The following is a 16531-nucleotide window of genomic DNA, read 5'->3' as shown; positions in this document are numbered from 1 at the left end:
ATAACCAATTAGCCTAATTTACCATTTCAATTGTTGGCAATCCTTCGGCATTTACCCAAGCAATTTGAGTAATTCGTCGATCGCGCGCGTATTCCCGCGCCGACTCTGCTGTCTCCCGACTCTCCAAATCTATTTCCACCCGAACTAGGTGAGTAGAGTCTCGGAGTTTGCGAGCGTAAGCAAACGCGGCGGCACTAGCTTCAGGAGTTTGAGCCACAACCAACCAGTCGCTAGCTGGCGTCTGGGTGGGCAATTGCCCCTCTGTCAGCAACACTTGATGCAAATCTTCAATATTCAGACAAAACCCGATGCCGGGGGAATTTTGCCCTTGGGGGTCGAACAGTCCCAACAGTTGGTCGTAGCGTCCTCCTTGTCCTAAAACTCGCTGTCCTGTCTTGCTGCTGCTGACAACTTCAAACACAATTCCAGTGTAGTAGTCAAATGTTTGAATTAAACTCAAATCGAGGTGAATGTGGGATTTGAGATTGGGAATTTTTGACTGGCATTGGTGCAGCAATTCGATCGCCGATTTGAGATTATTTAACGCGGCTTGCTGCGGCAAATCTAAATCCAGCTTGGCAACAATTGGCAACACCTCTTCTGGCCGGCCGCGCAAGTCAAATAATAGCAATGCTCTTTCTCGCAATTCTGTTGACAGCGGCAAAGTTTCCAAGGCAATTCGATCGAGATTGGCGATCGCCCCCCGAACTTTTTGGCGCACGTTTGGCGGAAACGGTTCTAGCAATGTTGCAGTCAAGCCCGCTTCTCCCAAAACCAAATGCCAGTCATCAATTTCCAAGCTCTGCAAGCACTCAGACAGCAGCAGCAGCACTTCTGCATCCGCAACCGTCCCCCCCGCGCCTAGGAGCTCTACGCCAGCTTGATAGAACTCCTGTTGCCCGCCTGAGCCAGTATCTGGGCCTTTGCGGAACACGTTAGCGTTGTAGTAGAGGCGCTGAGGCTGCCAGCGAGTCCCAGCCATCCGCATTGCAGCCGCGCGGGCGATGGATGCTGTCAATTCCGGCCGCAAACCAAGTTCTCCATCCTCGGCGTCTTGCAGTTGAATTAAGGTCGATCGGTCGATCGCGCCCCCAGCCATCAATGTCTCCAGCCTTTCTAGAGTAGAGGTAATAATCCGGTGGTAGCCCCAGCGGTGAAAAACCTGCTGTAAGCGCCGTTCGATCGAAATTTTTTGAGCAACGTCAAGGGGCAATAAATCTCTTGCGCCGGATGGGGGTTGGTGAACCATATCAATTTTAGATTTTAGACTTTAGAAGATTTTAGATTGGGCTTAGAAGCTTAGCTTTAGGGAACGCGGTTAAAGTCTAACGAGGCAAGCTTAACATTCGACTTTAACAAATTAAGGTGTCATATCAATTTTAGATTTTAGATTTTAGATTTTAGATTGGGCTTAGAAGCTTAGCTTTAGGGAACGCGGTTAAAGTCGAATCAGGCAAGCTTAACCTTCGACTTTAACAAATTAAGGCGTGATAGCGTTTTCGTTTGCATGGGAATAATCATTTTCCCCGTCAGTGCGATCGTCCCGCTCTTTCTGGATCACCCGCGATCGCGGGACGCTCATACGGACGGTATAATTCCGACTGCGATCGGATTTGAGATCGCCAAGTCTTGATTGTTTGGCTCGATCACACTCCACTGCTGAGCCTTTCACCCGTTTCTAAATATTCAAGACTCACAAATCCCAACTTTTCACTTCTTCTTCCCGCCAAACAAACTTGCAAAAAATCCAGGTTTCTCGTCACCTTTTTTGCCCTTGGCGGAAGCTTGTTCTAGCTTTTTCTTAACCTCCAAAGCCGTCGGTTCTTCAGGATTTGATGCCAAAGCTTTGTTCATCTCAAGTTTTGCCATTGTGGCTTGATTTTGTTCAAGGTAACACATTGCTAACAAAGCGTGGGTCGGGCTGTGTTTCGGATCGCGTTTCACCCCTTCCTTCAACTCTAAAATTGCTTTGGCGTAACTTTTGCTGTTCATGAATCCTTGAGCTCGCCGGCAATAGGGTTCGGCCGGCGAGTCTTCGCGTTTGGGCGGAGGTGGCGGTGGAGTCACCGGGTCTTGTTTTGTTGTTTTCGGATCTACTACCAGTGGTGGATCTTTTTTTGGGGGCGGCGGAGGTGGCGTTACACCAACGCCAACCCGCTCTTTTCGCAGCAGGTAAACCATGTTAAGTTCGCTAATTTGATTGATCGCCTCTTGCGTTTCCTTAACTGATTCGTACTGCTTGAGAGCGAGTTTGCTAACTGCTGTTTTGTAAGCTTCTTCCCAATCTTTAGCGGTAGCTAACTGTTTGGCTGCTTCGCTTTCAATTTGCATTTTCGCCTGTTCTTTAGCGACGCGCTTGCCGATGGCTGCTAATAGCAGGCTGTATTCTTTGCGATCGCTTTCCTTGGAAAATTTGTTGTAGGCCGGATTGACTACTTTTGACAAAAATTGGTTAGCCCAATCTTTATCGGCTTGGCTTTCAAAAGAGCAAGTATCCGAATGCAAGCGGCGGGCGATTTTCATGTAGCGCTTGCGGATGTCGTTAAACTCGGCGTCTAAGGGAATTCCCAAAATTGCGTGCTGATCCGTAAAGTCATACTTGAACAGCCCTTTTGTCATTTCAAAAGACATAACTTTTACTCTTCCTTTCCTGGCTTTTCACTATTCTTTAATGTAGCTTGAGTCAAGGGGTTGTGACCCCCGTACTACCCCCGATCCTTGGCTGCGGGGGCGCTACTTCCAAGAAGATAAGGGAGGAACGGCTAGCAGTGCGCCGCTGAGTTCGGCGTGTATTCTGCCGTTTGTGGCCAAAATCCGACCCGAGTTCATCTCAAAGGCACTGCCGTCATAAGCTGTAATTTGACCTCCGGCTTCGGAGACGATGACTACACCTGCTGCTACGTCCCAAGGGGCGAGTCCCCGTTCCCAGTATCCGTCCGATCGCCCCATCGCCAGGTGCGCTAGGTCTAGGGATGCGGAACCGCTGCGCCGCACGCCTTGGGTGAGGTGGGTGAGGTGACAGAATTCGGCATAGTTATTGTCTGCTGTTTCGCGCCGATCGTATGCAAAGCCAGTTACTAGCAAGCTGGTTCTCAATTCTGAGATTTGAGAAACTTCGATCGGGGAACGGTTGCAGGTTGCTCCCAATCCTTTGCCTGCCCGAAACAATTCGTTATGAAAAGGGTCGTAAATTACTCCAATTTGTGGTATTCCGTCAATTAAAAGTCCGATCGACACGGCCCAAAAAGGATATTGGTGAGCATAATTGGTTGTGCCGTCCAAAGGGTCGATAGCCCACAGGTATTTGCTGCTAGCATCCCCTAATTTGCCCGATTCTTCGGCGAGGATGGCGTGGTCGGGTACGTGGCGGCCGAGAATTTCTAAGATGACGGCTTCTGAGGCTTTGTCGGCTTCTGTGACTAAATCGCCCGATCGACCTTTTTCTTGAATTTTTTCTAATTTTCCGCAGAAAGATTTCAGGACGGAACCGGCGGCTAGGGCTGCTTCGGTGGCTATTTCTAAGAAGTTTTGCAGTTGATTGTCAGTCATTAGGAAGAGGGAAGTAGGAACCGCGAAGACGCGAAGGACACGAAGGAAGAGGGAAGAAGGAAGAAGGAAGAGGGAAGAGGGAAGAAGGAAGAAGGAAGAGGGAAGAATGAAATCATTGCTCATTAGTTATTAGTTATAACTGAGGAGTTTTTAGTCCTTGACTAATGACTAATGACTCATGATTATTTCCGATTTTGCTGGCGAAATTCTGCGGGAGTTTGGCGCAAAGCTCGTTCTGGATTCCACAGACCTTTACCCATGAGTCTCGCCCATTCTTGAGCGTTGATGAGTCGCTGCTGGTATTTGGTGTTGGGCGATCGCACTGATGCCAGGGCATAACCTTCTTTGATTAGCTGTTCGTTGAGCAAAATTTTATCTTGCCACAAGTAGGCTAGTTTGCGATCGAACTGGTCTTTCTCTTGGATGTCGGATTCTAACAATACCTGTTTTCCCCCAATTAGCTGTTCTAGTCTTTGTTTGGCTGCTTCTCCCCAAGGCTGCTGTTTTAAATCCGGCGCATCAATACCAATCAGCCTGATTTGTTCTAATAAGGCTATTTTGTCGGCTGTACTGATAACTTCGATTGTTTGGCCGCTGATGGCCCTTTCTACTTTGGCGATCGTACCTTGGGGAATTTCTGGTTTTTGGCAGCTAGCTAACAACAGACAAAGGGCGATCGCACATAATCGATAAAGCATGGATAATTGGTAGTTGATAATTTATCAAATTGCCTTATTCTTCATCCAACGGCAAACCGGCTCTAACTTTACCTTTGCCGAAGTAACGACCGAATTGCAGTTCGTACACTTCGTCTTCGTCTTGCGTCTCTACCTCGATGTTGGAACGGGGATAGCTGACGCACAGCAGGGCATAACCTTCTTTTTGCAGTTCCACAGAAAGCCCCATTGCTTCTGGCTGGTGCAGTTCCCCCGACTTGACGCGCACCGCACAGGCGGTACAAGCGCCGTTGCGGCAGGAAAAGGGCAATTCTACTCCTTGGTTTTCGGCGCTTTGGAGGATGTAGCGGTCTTCGGGTACTCGCACGGTGTGGCGATCGCCTGTCTGTCTGTTATGAATTTTAATTGTGTAAGAGTCAGTCATGGAATTTTAGATTTTAGATTTTAGATTTTAGATTGGGGTTTGGCGGGCAAACTCCTTTAGATGAAGGGGTTTGCGACCCCAGAAGGAGAATCCAAGCCGCGTCGTTTGACACCCTACCCACATTAAACAGTAAATTTATGCCGTTACCCCTTCCCAAATCAGATTTGTTCTGCTAATATAGTTTAGCTGTGGCTAAATGAATGAATTTAGCCCTGGAGAGGTGGCCGAGCGGTTGAAGGCGCACGCCTGGAAAGTGTGTTTAGGGCAACTTAACGAGGGTTCGAATCCCTCCCTCTCCGTTAAACAAGCTGTTTAGGCAAAAAAAACAGCTTGCAAACAAAATCTCTGATATGAGATAAATACTTTGATTAGAGCGATCGCCCTTGCATTCTTTTAGAAAAATCAAGGGCGATCGCTTTTCAATGTTTGAGTGTAAATTACGGGCGCTCCGCCGACAATAAACGCCCCGATATAATGCCAATAGTAGAAAACCATAGTGACGCTCCTACACCAATCGCCAGTGATATGGTCTAGGAGCGTCACTTAATTGTTTTTTCCAAATTTATCTTTGAACTAATCATACCTTAATTCCGCAACTCCCATCGGTAACATTCAGAGACTGCCGGCCTAGGGTCAGATGCCTCTGGCATGGGCATCGGGCATCGGGCATGGGTAATAGTTAGTGGTTACTGGTTAGTAGTTTTTCTAATCACAAATAACCCATGCCCTATTCCCAATGCCCAATTTCCAAATTAAATGAACAAGCTAGGTGAGATTTTAAAATAATCGCCTAGTGCCTTAGCTTGTGCCTTGCTAATCGCTCTTTTCCCATTCACAACCTCAGACACCACACCGCTCGATCCAATGATACCTACCAAGTCCGCTTGACGGGTGCCGCTGGATTCCATCTAAACTGCGGGGTACTCCCACCAGACCGCTTTTAGCGGTGGGTGGCGAGGGGGATAGCAGGTGGGTGAGGAATCCCACCCCCGAACAACTTTGACGCCTAGCTCAAAGAGTGAGTGGGGTGGGTGACGAACCGACAATTACTCTGCGATATCACTCTGGTTTTCGACATATTTTCTAACTTGTTCAACGGTAACGCCGCCACAACTGGCAACGAAATAGGCACCCGTCCAGAACGCTGGTTTACTGTAAATTAGGTTAACAATATCAGCAAATTCCTTGCGAATTAATCGACTTGAAATGGTCTTAAGGTTGTTGACAAGCGTCGCTTTTCTCGACATCTGGCGGGAAGTCAATGACTAGGTGAACGTGGTCGGGTTCACCGTTGAAATCTGTTAACTTGCTACCCCACTTTTCACAAGTGGTGGCAAGGATTTCAGGCAGCCTATGAAAGAATTTCTTGGTTGATGACCTTTTTTCGGTACTTTGTCACTAGCACGCTTGTGAATATTAAGCGAATATACGCAACGGTAGCCTTTGTTATAGCTCATAGCACTAAGCATGATATAATAATTCTATGCTACTCACTTATCAGTACCGATTGCAACCAAACCAAGAACAGGCGGCGACTTTGATCCACTGGGGTGAATTGTTGCGTCGGCATTGGAACTATGCTGTTGGACAAAGATTAGATTACCTTCGTCGCACCCGCTCTTCAATCGATAGATGCAGTCTGATAAGTGAGCCAATTGGTGAGATTCCTGCACGAGTTGATTACTATTCACAAGCTGCAAATTTAAAGGAAACAAAATCATTATTTCCTGAATATAAAGATATTTATGCTGACTGCCAACAGCAAAATTTAATGCGGTTGGATAAGGCTTGGCAACGATGGTTAGTCCCCGATAAAAGCGGTAAGAGAGGCGGTAAACCCAGGTTTAAGAAACAGGGTGATATTTGTTCGATTACATTTCCAAGAGTCAATTCTGCCAAAGCAGGAGCGCACTTAACTAGTAGCGCTTTAAAGTTATCTAAAATTGGTGAGATTCCCGTAATCTTGCACCGTCCGATACCCGACGGTTTCGATATTAAACAAGCAACAATCGTTAGCAAAGCGGATGGTTGGTATGTAAGTTTCGCACTTGAAGATAACACAGTACCGACTTCCTTACCTGTTGATAAAATTAAATCTGCGGTGGGAATTGATGTTGGATTAGAAAAGTTTCTAACTACTAGTGACGCTGAAGCAATTGCCGTTCCTCAGTTCTACCGCAAGGCTCAAGCTGTTCTAGCACGGAGACAACGCAAGTTAGCCAGACAGGAAAAGGGGTCTAACAACTATCAAAAACAAGCGAATAAAGTTGCTAGGTTGCATCTGCATATTGCCCGTCAACGCAAAGATTTTCATTATTCTGTAGCTCATTATTTATGTACAACTTACGATCTGATTGGATTCGAGAAATTGAATATCAAGGGTCTAGCTAGAACCAGATTAGCTAAATCAATACTTGATGTTGCATGGCGGACGTTCTTGAATATATTGCAAGCAGTAGCGGTAAGACGCGGTAAGCATACCCAAGAAGTTGATGCTAAAGGCACTAGTATGGAGTGTTTTAATTGTGAAGAAAGAGTTGTTAAAGACCTGTCTGTTCGTATTCATAATTGCCCCAATTGTTCGGTTTGTTTGGACAGAGATTTAAACGCTTCACTGAACATACTTAAACGGACGGTAGGACAACCGTTTGCTGCTTGTGGAGGCTTAGTCAGTAGACAGCCTGTGAGACAAGAACTCTCATTTGTGAATTTGAGAAGCCCCCGTCAGACCGCTTTTAGCGGTTGACGGTGGGAGTTGTCACGATGTGTTGCAAAATCTCATGAGGCTCCGATTTGTCGATCGGATAATTTTCTCTCTCATAAACTTCAATCAGCGTGACTAACAACTTGTATAAAGCTCTCTCCTCTGGAGTGAGGTTTTTAGCGAACGTTAGCCGTTCTGCCACTGCCAGGAGGCGATCGTATTCCTCTTCGGTTTCGATCGCCCTAGGAGCAATTTCTGCAAGCAAGTAGCTATAAGCGGCTCCATCAAAAGTAAGGATCATTTTTCCATTTGTCTTTGTCGTATTCAGCGTGGGTTAGGAAATAAATGTCAATTAGGGAATTTGAGATTTTAAATTTGAGATTTTAGATTGAGGTAATTTATATCGAACTTAGCATCAACGAGATTTGCCCCTCTGAACGAAGTACCCTCAGCATTTCCAATCTCTCGAACAATAGCCGAGAAAGACACAAACGCAAACCAAAGATACAGCAGCGACAGCAAACCGAAACACATACCCCAAAACAGTTGGTGAGTGCTCAGAAAAGCGCTCGCCGTTGCACTGAACAAAAAAGCCGCTGCGTAAGTCGCCACACTTCCAGCCGATGCGATCGCCACTTGTGCAAATTGGCCACGAATCCGGGAACTCACAAAAAACATTAACACCCCGCCGATCGCCATTCCAGCAAGAGCAGCCTGGGAATTATTATTAGTTGCAGTGCCAGCATAGAAAAACCCCAACAAAGCTCCTGATAGAATAGCAGAAATTGTTTGTGCCAATCTACCCGCTTTTGAGGTTTTTGGCTGTTTGCTGGCGATCGCCGAAGCGAAACCAGCAGCGCTCAAAACCCCGTACAGCAACAGAACAAAAGGCCAACTGCGAGAGTCCGGTATTTGTCCTTGAGCTCCCAAAATCAGTCGAGTCAGAACATCGCCCACAACCAAACAAATCGCGATCGCCCCAGCACTCAAAACAGCTTTCTGTCGCCCAGAAAGCCCGATTTTCGCACCGAGAAAATTCGCACCCGCTAACTGAGCATTTCTAAAATTGCAGCCTCTAACATCCGCACCGCTGAAATCAGCACCGTTAAGAACTTGTCCTTGGAACGATCGATTTCGTAAAATTTGATTGCTAAAATTATTGGAATCCGAATACTTCATATTAGTAGAGGATGCTGGAAAATATATAAATCTGTCAGTGTTCCCGTCCCCTATCTAAAATCTAAAATGGTATGACTTATCGACCCACCCTCAAACAAATTTGGCAGATTCTCGGTCTCGGAATATTGCTCGCACCAATACTACTCTACAACATTCCCTACTTTTTGCGTCCCGAACAAACCAACGAAGCCCGATCGCTCTTTCAAGGAATAGACTACCGCAGGGAATTTCGGACTAATCCGCGTCCCACCCTAATTCACATTGTTAGCATCGACCTAAAAGCGCCGGGAATAGGAATTTTTGTCACTCCCGGAAACCCAACACCCGATTTAACAGAAACCAATGCCCGCACCGCTACTGAATTCCTGAAAGAATTTAAATTGCAATTAGCAGTCAACGGCAATTTTTTTTATCCCTGCATCGAGAAAGCACCTTGGGATTACTATCCCCGCAGCGGCGATCGAGTAAATAATGTCGGACAGGCCATTGCCAAAAGCCAAGCTTATTCTCAACCAAGTTCAGGCTTTCCCGCCCTTTGTTTTGATGCCAAAAACCGCGCTCAAATAATCGAAAACGGCAGTTGTCCTGCGGGGACAGCCTATGCAGTTGCCGGAGATACTTTGCTGGTAAAAAATGGCAAACCCGTAGCACAAAGTCAGGAAGAACGCAAACAGGATAAACCCTATCCCCGTGCAGTGGCGGCGATCGACCAAACAGGCGACAAGTTGTGGTTAATTCTGGTAGACGGCAAGCAGAGGCTTTACAGTGAAGGGCTGAAATTGAGCGAAATAACTGATATTTCGATGCAGTTGGGAGCCGAGAATGTGCTAAATTTAGATGGTGGCGGGTCCGTAACTTTTGCAGTAGCATCGCCGTCAGGAGCGAAACTGTTGAATGCTCCGATTCAGAATAAAATCCCCATGCAAGAACGTCCAGTTTCCAATCATTTGGGATTTTATGCGCGGGATAATTAGGTTTTAAATTGCGCTTTTATCTCCGAAAATTGGGGTTAAAAATGATTCTATTCTGCACTCCGCCCAAGCCGATGCTGGTAAAAAAGCTGCTGTTAAAACCTATTTAAAAAAATAAAGGATGCCTCCGCCTCCTCAAATAAATAGGGTACTGATTGCCTTCATTACTAATACAAAAGTTCGCTTAAATACCCACAAAATTTCTTATTCAGCAGTGAATTTTTTTTAAATCGGCCCAAAATCCGGGAATAATTGCTAAAATTGTAAATAAACGTAACAAAAATATATAATTGGCTTATGGAAATTAGCGAAATCCAAGCAGCGCTGCAAAGTTCGGATTCTCAAGACAGGCTGCGGGGGGTAACGGCTCTGAGAAAGTGCGATTCTGCGGTGGCGCTGCCGATGTTGCTGAGCAAAGTGGACGATCGCGAGTTTATGGTGCGATCGTTCGTGGCGATGGGATTGCGGCAGATTCAAACTGCGGAAGCTTTTGCGGCGCTGTTAAAAATGATGCAGTTCGATCGCGATCCGAACGTGCGAGCAGAAGCCGCTAACTCTTTGTCAAGGTTCGGAACCGAGGCCATTTCTCATTTAGTCGAAGCTTTTCGCCGCGATGACAATTGGCTCGTCCGCCGCAGCATTATGGCTCCGCTGTATGAAATGCAGTGTCCTGATGCAATATTTGAAATTTGTGCGATCGGTCTTGGCGGCGAAGATGTACCAGTTCAGGAAGTAGCAATTGACGGATTTGGTCTGCTGGCCAATACCCAGAAGCAAGAAGAGGCTTTGCAGCAATTATTACCTCTTGTGAGCGCCGATTACTGGGGAATTCGGCTGCGAGTTGCTCGCGCGCTGAGCAAATTTGACAATCCTCAAGCTCGCGCTGCTGTGAGCTATTTGGCAAAAGATCGAGATCATCGGGTTGCAGGTGCGACTTTGGAAGCTTCGCTGTAAAACAAGGGCTTACAAGATCCACCAGACATTGGTAGCTGCCCTTAAACTCTTAAAGCCGCCCCTAGATTAGCCCGATCGCGCTGCCCATCCCCAATTTATCAATGTTACGGATACAGTGCAGACAGAGAGCCGGCTTCGGGATTGTTTAGCAGTTATTTCGGTCACGAATGGGCTGAGAAATTTCTTGAGAAATTTTTGTTTGAAGATGCTGTGCCTTTAGCTGTAACCGCGAACTCGCGATGACCACTAAGTTTACATATATTTCTCAAAAAAACAAGTTCGCCGTAAGAACTTTAGTCATGACTACAAACCTCTCGATTGAGTAGGTAAAATCTCAAATCTTAAATCTCAAATAGGCAGGAAAAAAACTTTATTTTTTACTATCAACCTGTGGATTGAGGATGTAAAATCTCAAATCTCAAATCGATATCACTCTTTATCAGGCTTTTTTAGATGCGGCGATCGCTAAAATAAAAAATTGGTTAGACTTACAGTCTTACCAGATTCCACAAGGGTTTGAACTCAAAGAAGCTACAGTCGGCAAAGGAAAAAAACAAACTCAGGAAATCCTAACTACCAGTTAGGCTTTTGCATCCCCGAATTTGCAGTAGTTTGGGGTGGCTCACGTTCAAGGCGGCAGCAGGTTGCAAGTTCTCAATTTTGTGAGATTCCCGCATCTTAACTTTGATTTGCCGTTTTTTGAGGCGGATTTTGTAACGCTGCCGGGTTGCCATTTAATTACTTTGGATATGCAGCCTCTGTTTGGCGGCGACGCTCACTACCAGGCTAAGTGTACTGGGCATCAAACATATTTTTCAAGCTCATCAACCGGACCTTCCCTGGGGTGGCGGCTTTCCAGAGGAAGCGAAGCAGTTTTTCTCGTGGCCGTTTCTGTGCAATCGCCCCAAGGAAACGGAAGTTGTGGAAACTCGCGTTTTTGCAGCGTTCAAAGACTATGTGGCGGGTGATTTGGATTTGGTTGATCGCGCCGAATCGGTGACATCGGGCACAAAGTTAGATAGTATCTGACAAGCTCAACTGTGCTATCTGCGGTATCGTGCCGAAAAAAACTCGGCCCAGGGAATGTTTAAGCGGTTCTACGGCGAGGAATGGACGCAAGAGTATATTCAAGGATTTTTGTTCAATTGGGAACGGAAGCTGGCACAATTGGTAAGTAACAAGAATAAATTTTAATAGAAGCTTCAGCCACTACACTAATAAGTGTAGGTTGGCATGAGGAAAATGCCAATGGTCAAAAAAAATCGCAATGTAGTTAGTTCCAATTCAGAAAGTAAAGTCAAAGTCGGACTTTCGCTGACTTCTTCTAGTGCCGATCGATTAAATGTGATCGCTCGCAAGCTCGGAATATCAAGGTCGGAACTCCTAGAACGCTTGGCACAAGGCGCTCTGGATATTTCTAAGGACAAGACGGAAGTTACTGTAACTTGGAAAAAAGGTGAAGAAACGCAGGTAGAGGCCCCCGACTTGCAAGGGGAAACAGCCGAAGAAAGCGAGTTTAATGACGCTGTAACGGCAGAAACTCTATCGGAATCGGTGAGTGTAAAGCCAAATCCGCTGCAAGAAAGTTACGAAAGTTTACAGCAGCAGTTGACGGAACGCGAAAGTTTGATCGCTTCTTTGCAGCAGCAATTAGCTACCGAAAAGCAAAATCTCGAAAGCCAATTGCAGGAAACAGTAGCCAAGTCAAGTTACGAAAGTTTACAGCAGCAGTTGACGGAACGCGAAAGTTCGATCGCTTCTTTGCAGCAGCAATTAGCTACCGAAAAGCAAAATCTCGCAAGCCAATTGCAGGAAACAGTAGCCAAGTCAAGTTACGAAAGTTTACAGCAGCAGTTGAGTGAACGCGAAAGTTCGATCGCTTCTTTGCAGCAGCAATTAGCTACCGAAAAGCAAAATCTCGCAAGCCAATTGCAGGAAACAGTAGCCAAGTCAAGTTACGAAAGTTTACAGCAGCAGTTGACGGAACGCGAAAGTTCGATCGCTTCTTTGCAGCAGCAATTAGCTACCGAAAAGCAAAATCTCGAAAGCCAATTGCAGGAAACAGTAGCCAAGTCAAGTTACGAAAGTTTACAGCAGCAGTTGACGGAACGCGAAAGTTCGATCGCTTCTTTGCAGCAGCAATTAGCTACCGAAAAGCAAAATCTCGAAAGCCAATTGCAGGAAACAGTAGCCAAGTCAAGTTACGAAAGTTTACAGCAGCAGTTGACGGAACGCGAAAGTTCGATCGCTTCTTTGCAGCAGCAAGTCGCCGAAAGAGAACACCGAGAACACGAGTTTCAGCAACAGCTAGCAGAAAAATCCAGTGCTCTGGAATCTTTGCAGCAGCAAGTCGCCGAAAGAGAACACCGAGAACACGAGTTTCAGCAACAGCTAGCAGAAAAATCCAGTGCTCTGGAATCTTTGCAGCAGCAAGTCGCCGAAAGAGAACACCGAGAACACGAGTTTCAGCAACAGCTAGCAGAAAAATCCAGTGCTCTGGAATCTTTGCAGCAACAGCTAGCAGAAAAATCCAGTGCTCTGGAATCTTTGCAGCAGCAATTCGCCACCGAAAAGCAAAATCTCGAAAGCCAATTCCAGGAAACCGTGTCGAAGTCGAGTTACGAATCTTTGCAGCACGAGTTAGCAGAAAAGTCAAGTGCGATCGGCGACTTCCAAGTCAAATTGACCAAGTTGCAATATCTGGAAAATGAATTGAGCCAGAGTGCGGCGATACAGCGAAATTACGACGCTTTGCAGCAACAGTCTCAAGAACAGCTAAGAACCATCAAAGCTTTACGGGAACAGCTAGCTCAAATGCAGGCTGTGGCGGGGATTGGTGAAGCTTATCTCAACAAGTGGCGGCGTCCCTGATTCTCCAATCGGCTACGGCAAAAACTCGGGTTGCTTTGGACGATCCGGCTGCACCTTACCCCTGAAATGTCCTGTCAACTCGGCCTCCTTCCTCTTGTAGCGATAGATTTCAACCTGTCGCTACAAGAGCTTTTTATTGCCAAATATGAGCATACTATTAAGAAATATTACAATAAATAAATTTATGACAGGCGATCGCACCCCTTTAGGCAAATCCAATCCAGCAGACACTAAGGGCCGCGTCACGGTAATTGGAGGCGGAATCGGCGGGCTGACAGCAGCAGCCCTGCTAGCCCGCAGAGGATACAAAGTGCTAGTCTTAGACCAGGCGATCGTCCCCGGCGGATGCGCTTCCACCTTCAAGCGCAAAGGCTTTACCTTCGATGTCGGCGCCACGCAGGTTGCAGGATTGGAACCCGGAGGCATTCACCACCGAATTTTCTCAGAATTAGACATAGAACTTCCCGCCGCCACACCCTGCGATCCCGCTTGTGCGGTGTTTTTGCCGGGAGAAACCGCACCGATTAGCGTGTGGCGAGATCCGCAAAAGTGGCAGGAAGAAAGGCAGCGGCAGTTTCCTGGAAGCGAACCTTTTTGGCAATTATTGTCTGCATTGTTCAAAGCTAGCTGGAAATTTCAAGGGCGCGATCCAGTTTTACCGCCCAGAAACTTCTGGGATTTCTGGCAATTAATTCAAGCTGTTCGCCCCGATACTTTAATTACTTTGCCTTTCACTTTTATGACAGTGGGAGATGCTTTGCGGCTTTGTGGGTTGGGCGACAATTTGCGCTTGAGAACTTTTCTGGATTTGCAGTTAAAATTGTATTCTCAAGTCGATACCGAAGAAACGGCGCTACTTTACGCGGCTACGGCTTTAGGAGTTTCGCAAGAGCCGCAGGGATTGTATCATCTACAAGGAAGTATGCAGGTGTTGAGCGATCGACTGGTAGAGGCGATCGAACTCTACGGAGGTCAAGTCTTATTGCGGCACACAGTTGAAAGTATTGTTACCGCCAACGGCAAAGCCACCGCTACAGTGATTCGCAATCAAAAAACAGGCGAAGTTTGGACAGAAACAGCCGATCGCATTGTTGCCAACGTGACCGCGCAAAATCTAGTAAAATTATTGTCAAGCGAGCCGATGGTCGCAAATTTAACAGATAATTTAACAGATAATTTATCCGTTAAATCAGAGAGTTCAAAGACAAAAAACCAACTCCCAAATCAAATGGCAGGCTACAAATATCGAGTTGATAAATTGCCGCCCGCATCCGGTGCATTTGTCATATATTTGGGAGTGCATGAAAGCGCAATTCCTGCCAATTGTCCGCCGCACCTTCAGTTTCTCTACGATTACGAAGGCGAGATTGGGGAGAATAATTCATTATTTGTTTCAGTCAGCCATCCGGGTGATGGGCGAGCACCGAAGGGAATGGCGACAATTATAGCTTCGTCATTTACTGATACTCGAATGTGGTGGAATTCGGTTGATTATGAAGGATTGAAGCAAAAATATACTGAAGGGGCGATCGCGCGTTTGAGCGAATATTTCAATTTGACGCCAGAGTCGATCGTACACCAAGAAGCCGCCACACCCCGCACCTTTGCCCGCTACACGGCGAGAGATAGAGGTGTTGTGGGTGGCATCGGGCAGCGAATACCAACCTTCGGGCCATTCGGATTTGCCAACCGCACACCAATTAAAAACTTGTGGTTAGTAGGCGACTCCACCCATCCCGGAGAAGGCACTGCCGGTGTTTCCTATTCTGCTTTAACAGTAGTGCGACAAATGGAGGCCGCCTCTAAAATCTAAGAGGACACGGCAATGCCGTTTCCCTACGCCAAAAATAATTAATCGCGCGAGAGATGTAACTATCGCGCGATTAATTTTAGGGAATAGTTAACAGTCAACAGTCAACAGTCAACCGTTAACCATCATTCCGGTGTCAGCGGAATTGATATCAACTACATTCTCTGACTACTTGATAGAAATCTTTGCGCCCACAGCTTCAAGCTGTTTCTTCATTTCTTCAGCAGCTTCCTTAGCAATAGCTTCCTTAACTGCCTTCGGTGCGGCTTCTACCAAGTCTTTTGCTTCCTTCAGACCCAGACCGGTAATTGCGCGGACTTCCTTCAGAATTGCGATTTTCTTGTCAGCAGGAACTTCTTCGAGCATGACCGTAAACTCGGTTTGCTCTTCTACTGGTTCAGGAGCGGCTCCACCACCCATACCGGGCATCATCATCATGCCGCCTACAGGAGCAGCAGCGCTGACGCCGAAAGCTTCTTCAATTTGCTTGACCAATTCAGATGCTTCGAGCAAAGTCAAAGACTTAAGTTTGTCCAAGATTTCATCAGTTGCAGTAGACATTTTTTGAACTCCTAGTTCGATTGTAGATTGTGGATTGTGGATTGTGGATTGCTCATTAATTATGAGTTTCTCGTCTCCAGTCATGAGTTTGTTTCTCAAAACTAACGACTCTTGACTCGTGACTAATTACTAATGACTTACGCAGATGTGCTTTCAGCTTCTGCTGGTGCTTCTGCTTCAGGTTGTGCTGGTGCTTCTGCTTCAGGTTGTGCTGGTGCTTCTGCTGGTGCTTCTGCTAGTGCTTCTGCTGGTGCTTCTGCTGCTGAATCGCCGTCTTTTTCAGCATAAGCTTTAAGACCGCGAGCGATCGAAGTAGGAACTTGATTGATACCCACAGCCAACTTGGTTGCGACACCGTTGATAGCGCCAGCAATTTGAGCCATGAGTTGTTCTTTCGACGGCAGATCAGCTAATGCTTTAACATCAGCTTCTTTCAGTACCCGTCCTTCCATCACGCCGCCGCGAAGTTCAGTCTTCTTAGAGACTTTTTGGAATTCTTGGTAAGCTTTAATCGCGCCGCCAATATCTTCTTGTACGAACAGAAACGCCGACGTACCGGTCAGCAATTCCTGTATCGGCTGCCAGTTGTCGTTGCCTTCAACCGCAATTCGCATCAGCGTGTTTTTTGCCACTTGGCAACTGCTGCCTTTCGGACGCAAACGCCGACGCAAATCTGTGATTTCAGCAACAGTTAAGCCTGTGTAGTCGATCACGATCGCCAGTTGAGATTCGCTCAAGGTTTGCTTGAGGTCTGCAATAATCTCATTTTTTACTGCTAAACTTTTGCCCATACTTATTTCACCTCCTTTTAGGATCGAAAACTGCCCACCA

General features: G+C 46.5%; 13 protein-coding genes, 1 tRNA gene and 5 pseudogenes. 8 read left to right on the top strand and 11 right to left on the bottom strand.

What is annotated here, in order from left to right; translation table 11 throughout:
• Positions 1 to 13: 13 nt before the first annotated feature.
• The 5 genes from D0A34_08060 to D0A34_08040 all read right to left on the bottom strand — a co-directional run bounded on the left by D0A34_08060 (position 14) and on the right by D0A34_08040 (position 4650).
• The gene (locus D0A34_08060; protein ID UNU18832.1) at positions 14 to 1249 is read right to left on the bottom strand and encodes an ATP phosphoribosyltransferase regulatory subunit; all 1236 of its coding nucleotides are present in this window, start codon (positions 1247 to 1249) and stop codon (positions 14 to 16) included.
• A gap of 461 nt (positions 1250 to 1710) precedes the next feature.
• Complete coding sequence (locus D0A34_08055) at positions 1711 to 2631, bottom strand: molecular chaperone DnaJ (protein UNU18831.1); 921 nt, start codon at positions 2629 to 2631, stop codon at positions 1711 to 1713.
• Positions 2632 to 2733: 102 nt separating this feature from the next.
• The gene (locus D0A34_08050) at positions 2734 to 3549 is read right to left on the bottom strand and encodes an inositol monophosphatase (protein UNU18830.1); all 816 of its coding nucleotides are present in this window, start codon (positions 3547 to 3549) and stop codon (positions 2734 to 2736) included.
• Positions 3550 to 3731: 182 nt separating this feature from the next.
• Positions 3732 to 4247, bottom strand: coding sequence for a thermonuclease family protein (locus D0A34_08045; protein UNU18829.1), 516 nt, complete (start codon positions 4245 to 4247; stop codon positions 3732 to 3734).
• 34 nt (positions 4248 to 4281) lie between these two features.
• Positions 4282 to 4650 carry a ferredoxin gene (locus D0A34_08040; GenBank protein ID UNU18828.1) on the bottom strand — a complete coding sequence of 123 codons (369 nt, stop codon included), beginning with the start codon at positions 4648 to 4650 and terminating at the stop codon, positions 4282 to 4284.
• Positions 4651 to 4864: 214 nt separating this feature from the next.
• Here D0A34_08040 and D0A34_08035 point away from each other — a divergent pair.
• Positions 4865 to 4949, top strand: a tRNA-Ser gene (locus tag D0A34_08035).
• A gap of 453 nt (positions 4950 to 5402) precedes the next feature.
• Here the strand turns inward: D0A34_08035 and D0A34_08030 are convergent.
• Together D0A34_08030 and tnpA are read right to left on the bottom strand one after the other, a co-directional pair.
• A pseudogene (locus tag D0A34_08030) lies at positions 5403 to 5558 on the bottom strand (transcriptional regulator).
• Positions 5559 to 5696: 138 nt separating this feature from the next.
• Positions 5697 to 6119: pseudogene (gene tnpA / locus D0A34_08025) on the bottom strand (IS200/IS605 family transposase).
• Positions 6120 to 6133: 14 nt separating this feature from the next.
• On the opposite strand from tnpA, the gene D0A34_08020 reads away from it, so the two are divergent.
• Positions 6134 to 7396, top strand: coding sequence for a transposase (locus tag D0A34_08020; protein UNU18827.1), 1263 nt, complete (start codon positions 6134 to 6136; stop codon positions 7394 to 7396).
• On the opposite strand, the pseudogene D0A34_08015 reads toward D0A34_08020, so the two are convergent.
• Positions 7389 to 7655: pseudogene (locus D0A34_08015) on the bottom strand (transcriptional regulator). The gene D0A34_08020 and the pseudogene D0A34_08015 overlap by 8 nt on opposite strands.
• Before the next feature lie 68 nt (positions 7656 to 7723).
• Positions 7724 to 8533, bottom strand: a complete 810-nt coding sequence (locus tag D0A34_08010; protein ID UNU18826.1) for a hypothetical protein — start codon at positions 8531 to 8533, stop codon at positions 7724 to 7726.
• A 71-nt stretch (positions 8534 to 8604) separates the two neighbouring features.
• Here D0A34_08010 and D0A34_08005 point away from each other — a divergent pair, with 71 nt between their 5' ends.
• The 6 genes and pseudogenes from D0A34_08005 to D0A34_07980 all read left to right on the top strand — a co-directional run bounded on the left by D0A34_08005 (position 8605) and on the right by D0A34_07980 (position 15142).
• A complete protein-coding gene (locus D0A34_08005; protein ID UNU18825.1) occupies positions 8605 to 9507 on the top strand; it encodes a phosphodiester glycosidase family protein in 903 nt (300 codons plus the stop codon).
• 294 nt (positions 9508 to 9801) lie between these two features.
• Positions 9802 to 10458, top strand: coding sequence for a HEAT repeat domain-containing protein (locus D0A34_08000; protein UNU18824.1), 657 nt, complete (start codon positions 9802 to 9804; stop codon positions 10456 to 10458).
• A 111-nt stretch (positions 10459 to 10569) separates the two neighbouring features.
• Positions 10570 to 10701: pseudogene (locus D0A34_07995) on the top strand (dihydrobiliverdin:ferredoxin oxidoreductase).
• A gap of 185 nt (positions 10702 to 10886) precedes the next feature.
• Positions 10887 to 11652 (top strand): annotated as a pseudogene (locus D0A34_07990) (phycoerythrobilin:ferredoxin oxidoreductase).
• 54 nt (positions 11653 to 11706) lie between these two features.
• A complete protein-coding gene (locus tag D0A34_07985; protein UNU18823.1) occupies positions 11707 to 13329 on the top strand; it encodes a ribbon-helix-helix protein, CopG family in 1623 nt (540 codons plus the stop codon).
• Between the two features lie 184 nt (positions 13330 to 13513).
• The gene (locus D0A34_07980) at positions 13514 to 15142 is read left to right on the top strand and encodes an FAD-binding protein (GenBank protein UNU18822.1); all 1629 of its coding nucleotides are present in this window, start codon (positions 13514 to 13516) and stop codon (positions 15140 to 15142) included.
• 165 nt (positions 15143 to 15307) lie between these two features.
• On the opposite strand, the gene D0A34_07975 is transcribed toward D0A34_07980, so the two are convergent.
• Positions 15308 to 15700: a 50S ribosomal protein L7/L12 gene (locus D0A34_07975; protein ID UNU22217.1), complete on the bottom strand. Its 393-nt coding sequence runs from the start codon at positions 15698 to 15700 to the stop codon at positions 15308 to 15310.
• Between the two features lie 137 nt (positions 15701 to 15837).
• Positions 15838 to 16491 (bottom strand): 50S ribosomal protein L10, encoded by a 654-nt coding sequence (locus D0A34_07970; GenBank protein ID UNU18821.1) that lies wholly within the window; start codon positions 16489 to 16491, stop codon positions 15838 to 15840.
• Positions 16492 to 16531 lie beyond the last annotated feature (40 nt).

The sequence above is a fragment of the Microcoleus vaginatus PCC 9802 genome (assembly GCA_022701275.1).
In the GTDB taxonomy this organism is placed as follows: Bacteria; Cyanobacteriota; Cyanobacteriia; order Cyanobacteriales; family Microcoleaceae; genus Microcoleus; species Microcoleus vaginatus_A.
The sequence above is the reverse complement of the archived record's forward strand: the minus strand, read 5'-3'. Positions and strand labels throughout refer to the sequence as shown.

What these genes read in the sequence shown, in the direction of transcription:
- D0A34_08060 (UNU18832.1), bottom strand. Translation starts at nt 1,249, where the DNA reads ATGGTTCACCAACCCCCATCCGGCGCAAGAGATTTATTGCCCCTTGAC.
- D0A34_08055 (UNU18831.1), bottom strand. Translation starts at nt 2,631, where the DNA reads ATGTCTTTTGAAATGACAAAAGGGCTGTTCAAGTATGACTTTACGGAT.
- D0A34_08050 (UNU18830.1), bottom strand. Translation starts at nt 3,549, where the DNA reads ATGACTGACAATCAACTGCAAAACTTCTTAGAAATAGCCACCGAAGCA.
- D0A34_08045 (UNU18829.1), bottom strand. Translation starts at nt 4,247, where the DNA reads ATGCTTTATCGATTATGTGCGATCGCCCTTTGTCTGTTGTTAGCTAGC.
- D0A34_08040 (UNU18828.1), bottom strand. Translation starts at nt 4,650, where the DNA reads ATGACTGACTCTTACACAATTAAAATTCATAACAGACAGACAGGCGAT.
- D0A34_08020 (UNU18827.1), top strand. Translation starts at nt 6,134, where the DNA reads ATGCTACTCACTTATCAGTACCGATTGCAACCAAACCAAGAACAGGCG.
- D0A34_08010 (UNU18826.1), bottom strand. Translation starts at nt 8,533, where the DNA reads ATGAAGTATTCGGATTCCAATAATTTTAGCAATCAAATTTTACGAAAT.
- D0A34_08005 (UNU18825.1), top strand. Translation starts at nt 8,605, where the DNA reads ATGACTTATCGACCCACCCTCAAACAAATTTGGCAGATTCTCGGTCTC.
- D0A34_08000 (UNU18824.1), top strand. Translation starts at nt 9,802, where the DNA reads ATGGAAATTAGCGAAATCCAAGCAGCGCTGCAAAGTTCGGATTCTCAA.
- D0A34_07985 (UNU18823.1), top strand. Translation starts at nt 11,707, where the DNA reads ATGGTCAAAAAAAATCGCAATGTAGTTAGTTCCAATTCAGAAAGTAAA.
- D0A34_07980 (UNU18822.1), top strand. Translation starts at nt 13,514, where the DNA reads ATGACAGGCGATCGCACCCCTTTAGGCAAATCCAATCCAGCAGACACT.
- D0A34_07975 (UNU22217.1), bottom strand. Translation starts at nt 15,700, where the DNA reads ATGTCTACTGCAACTGATGAAATCTTGGACAAACTTAAGTCTTTGACT.
- D0A34_07970 (UNU18821.1), bottom strand. Translation starts at nt 16,491, where the DNA reads ATGGGCAAAAGTTTAGCAGTAAAAAATGAGATTATTGCAGACCTCAAG.